The sequence below is a fragment of the Hansschlegelia beijingensis genome, from assembly GCF_045505405.1.
Lineage (GTDB): Bacteria > Pseudomonadota > Alphaproteobacteria > Rhizobiales > Methylopilaceae > Methylopila > Methylopila beijingensis_A.
The window spans coordinates 1-3,880 of the sequence record NZ_JBJKEX010000292.1 but is presented as its reverse complement, the minus strand read 5'-3'; the positions used below and the strand labels follow the sequence as shown (position 1 = coordinate 3,880).

Below are 3,880 nucleotides of genomic sequence, written 5' to 3'. Positions count from 1 at the left end.
AGGCAGGGCCCACGCACCGCCGCGATCGTCGGCTTCCGGCAGTGCCAGAAGCGCATCGGCACGTCGAAGTCCTTGCGTCGAGAAACCGCCCGGCGGCCAGCATCGGCCCCATCGTGTGCGAGCTCGACGGCCCCACGCCGATCTTGAAGATGTCGAAGACGCTGAGAAACACGGTGCTTTCGGGCTCTTTCGGGATCCGCGAGCCTTACGTCCCGGACCGAATTTCGCAGCCGTTATAGCTGCTTCCGGCGTGGCGGTCAGCCGCCGTGCCGGAAGCCGCACGTCCTCGATGTCGCGTCAGGCCGCGTCTCTCAGCCCTGCGCCCATTTCGAGGAGCACGTCCTTCACGGCCGCGACGAAGGCCGCCATGTCGGCCGCATGGAGGTCGCCGATGCAGCCGACGCGGAAGGTGTCGGCGACCGTCAGCTTGCCGGGGTAGATCACGAAGCCCCGCTCTCTCAGCGCGTCGTAGAAGCGCTGGAACACGAAGCGCTCGTCCTCCGGCGTGCGGAACGTCACGATGATCGGCGCTTGCAGGGCCTCCGGAAGCAGCGTCCGGAAGCCCAGCCTGGCCATCCCTTCGATCAGGATGCGGGCGTTCTCGGCGTATCGTCGGCCGCGTCCCGCCGCCCCCCCTTCGGCCCGGAACTCCTCGAGCGCCTGATGCAGCGCCGCGATGACGTGGATCGGCGGCGTGAACCGGTACTGGCCGGTGCTCGACAGCGCCTGGTGCTGGTCGAACAGGTCGAGCGCCAGCGTGGTCGCGGCGCCCCTCGTCGCCTCCAGCGCGGACTTGCGCGCCAGCACGAAGCCGAGCCCCGGCACGCCCTGGAGGCACTTGTTCGAAGAGGCGGCCACGGCGTCGAAGGCGACCTCGCGGGCGTCGAGCTCCAGCGCGCCGAACGCGCTCATGGCGTCGATCAGCAGCCGCCGGCCGTGGCGCTCGACCACCGCCGCCACCGCCTCGACCGGGTTGCGGATGCCGCTCGTGGTCTCGCAATGGACGATGAAGACGTGAGTGATGGCCGGGTCCGCCGCGAGGATGGCGTCGATCGCGTCTACGTCCGGGGGCGTGTCCTCCGCCGTCTCGTGGACCACGTTGGCGCGCCGCGCGATGTCGAGGATCGTCCTGGCGCGCCGGCCATAGGCGCCGTTCACCAGCACCAGCGCCTTGCCGCCGCGCGGCACGAAGCTCGTCAGCATCGCCTCGATCGCGAAGGTGCCGGAGCCCTGCATCGGCACGGCGACGAAGTCGCCCTCGCCGTGGATCACCTGCGGAAGGGCCTCGAGCACCGCCTTGTTGATCGCGATGAACCGGGCGTCGCGCGAGCCCCAGTCGTGAACCATGGCCTCCTTCACCGAGCGGGAGGTCGTCAGCGGCCCCGGCGTCAGAAGAAGCGGATCGCCTGTCGCCGAGGATGCGGGTTTGGCTGAGGACATCGGGACACTCGCAGTAGGAGAGGGGCGCCGCCGGAGTTCCGGAGGCGTGGAGAGATGCGCCGGGCTGGACGCGTCGTCCAGGCGGCTGGCATGACGAGCCCCCGGCGGGCGCCGCCGGGCTGACGGGGAGCGACATGGCGCTGCAGGACCATGATGGCGGGCAGGACGGGCGTCCCTACCGCGCCAATGTCGGCGTGGCGCTCTTCAGCGCCCGCGGCCTTGTGCTGATAGCCCGGCGGATCGGCGACGACGGCCCGGAGACCATCGCGCCCGGTCATGAATGGCAGATGCCGCAGGGCGGGATCGATGCGGGAGAGACGGCGGAGGCGGCCGCCTGGCGCGAACTCGCGGAGGAGACTGGCGTGACCAGCGCGTCGCTGCTCGCCGTCCATCCGGAGACGCTGAGCTATGACTTCCCGCCCTATGACGGTCCGCCCCACAGGCTGTCGCGCTTCCGTGGCCAGCGGCAGCGCTGGTTCGCGATGCGCTTCGATGGAAACGACGGCGAGATTGACGTCACGCGGTCTCCGGCCGGCGTCCCGCAGGAGTTCTCCGACTGGCGCTGGGAGAGGCTGGAGAAGGCGGTCGAGCTGGTCGTGCCGTTCAAGCGGGCGGTCTACGCCGAGGTCGGACGGGCTTTCCGGCGTTTCGCGGCCTGAGCGCCGGGAGAGCCCCGGCGCGGGGTGGCGGCCGACCGCGGATCGGATCATCCGAGCGGCGCCGCTGCGCGGCCCACCAGCGCCGTGCGCAACCGCGTCGAGACGACGTCGATCACCGTCACCGCGGCCAGGATCATCAGCACCAGGAACGAGACGTCCTGCAGGTTCAGCACGCGGATCTGTTCGGCGAGATGCACGCCGATCCCGCCTGCGCCCACGATGCCGATGATGGTCGCCGAACGGGTGTTCGACTCGAAATAGTAGAGGCACTGGCCGCCGATCACCGGCAGCACCTGCGGCAGGACGCCGAACCGGACCTGCTGCATGCGGCTTCCGCCGGACGAGGCGACGCCGTCCACCGGCCTGCGGTCGGCGGTCTCGATCGCCTCCGAGAACAGCTTTCCGAGCGCGCCGAAATCCGAGCAGGCGATGGCGAGCAGGCCGGCGAAGGGCCCCAGGCCGACGACGCTCACCCACAGCAGCGCCCAGATCAGCGTGTCGACGCCGCGGATCACGTCGAGGACGCGCCGGGCGCCGAAATGCACGAACACGTTCGGGATGACGTTCTTGGCCGCGAGGAAGGCGAAGGGGAACGCGAGCAGCGCCGCGCACAGGGTGCCGAGGAAGGCGATCGCGACCGTCTCTCCGAGCGACTGCAGATAGATCCAGAAGCGCCCGCCGGCCGACGGCGGAAACATCATCAGCGAGAAGTCGGCGAGCCTCCCGACCCCGGACAGGATGCGGACGAGCGAGAAATCGAGCCGCCACATCGCGAAGCCGGTGAAGAGACCGACGGCGGCGGCGAGCAGCAGGAGACCGGCGGCGCGACGCCGATTGCCGAAGCCTGCGGGGTACGCCGCCATCAGCCGCGTCATGTCCGCGACCGCGTCGGCGCGGACGCTCGGAACGGGACCCTTCATTTCGGGCTCCCCACGGCCGCGAGCCGATGGCGGATTCGTTCGTCCGCGATGTCGATCACGAACACGGTCGCGATGATCATCAGCAGGATCGCGCTGACGTCGGGGTAGTAGAACTGCCGGATCGCCGAGATCAGCTCCTGGCCGATGCCGCCTGCGCCGACGAAGCCCATCACCGAAGCGCCGCGCACGTTGATCTCGAACCGGAGCAGGGCGTAGGAGGCGAAGCCGGCAGCCACCTGCGGCAGCGCCGCGAACCGCACGGCATGAAGCCACGAGCCCCCGGCGGCGCGGACGCCCTCCACCGGCTTCATGTCGATGTTCTCGACGATCTCGAAGAACAGCTTTCCGAGCGCTCCGACCGTGTGCAGCGCGATGGCGATCACGCCCGCCATCGGCCCGAGCCCGAACGCGATGACGAAGAGCAGCGCGAACACGACCTCGGGCACGGTCCGCAGGAATTCCAGCAGGCGCCGCACGGCGAAGCGCGCCCAGGCGATCTCGCCGAAATTCCCGGACGCGGCGAAGCACAGGCAGAGGGCGACCAGGCCGCCGATCAGCGTGCCCACATAGGCGATCAGAAGCGTCTCCACGAGGAGCCGCGTCCAGAGGCCAATGTTCCAGTACCACTCGGCGAGGTCCCCGAAGAGGTTCGCCCAGGTCAGCGTCGGTGTGATGCGGCCGATGTAGCTCGTGAAGCGGTACAGATTGGCGGCGAGGTCGCCGGGCCGCACCTCCGCGGCCCATGCCGAGAGCAGGGCGCATCAGTGAAACTGCTGGTCGGTCCTAGCCAGGAAGCCTTGGTCGACGAGCAGCGCCTGCTCAGCCTCGCTGATGAACGTCACATGCGCGGAGGAGGCGCCT

At 69.6% G+C, this 3,880-nt stretch carries 4 protein-coding genes and 1 pseudogene; 1 reads left to right on the top strand and 4 read right to left on the bottom strand.

Annotated elements, in window-relative coordinates; translation table 11 throughout:
* The coding region (locus ACIKT0_RS14530; RefSeq protein ID WP_407106031.1) for a serine dehydratase beta chain at nucleotides 1–172 on the bottom strand (172 nt) is incomplete at its 3' end.
* A 125-nt stretch (nucleotides 173–297) separates the two neighbouring features.
* Entirely contained in the window at nucleotides 298–1,440 is a 1,143-nt protein-coding gene (locus ACIKT0_RS14525) for a 2-aminoethylphosphonate--pyruvate transaminase (RefSeq protein ID WP_407106029.1), read from the bottom strand.
* A 134-nt stretch (nucleotides 1,441–1,574) separates the two neighbouring features.
* Between ACIKT0_RS14525 and ACIKT0_RS14520 the strand changes: the two genes are divergently transcribed.
* On the top strand, nucleotides 1,575–2,099 hold the full coding sequence (locus ACIKT0_RS14520; protein ID WP_407106028.1) for an RNA pyrophosphohydrolase: 525 nt from the start codon (nucleotides 1,575–1,577) through the stop codon (nucleotides 2,097–2,099).
* A gap of 47 nt (nucleotides 2,100–2,146) precedes the next feature.
* Here ACIKT0_RS14520 and phnE (ACIKT0_RS14515) read toward each other — a convergent pair whose 3' ends face one another.
* Both phnE (ACIKT0_RS14515) and phnE (ACIKT0_RS14510) read right to left on the bottom strand, forming a co-directional pair.
* Nucleotides 2,147–2,974, bottom strand: coding sequence for a phosphonate ABC transporter, permease protein PhnE (gene phnE / locus ACIKT0_RS14515; protein WP_407106030.1), 828 nt, complete (start codon nucleotides 2,972–2,974; stop codon nucleotides 2,147–2,149).
* Between the two features lie 41 nt (nucleotides 2,975–3,015).
* Nucleotides 3,016–3,774 (bottom strand): annotated as a pseudogene (gene phnE, locus ACIKT0_RS14510) (phosphonate ABC transporter, permease protein PhnE); the annotation flags it as partial.
* Between the last annotated feature and the right edge of the window lie 106 nt (nucleotides 3,775–3,880).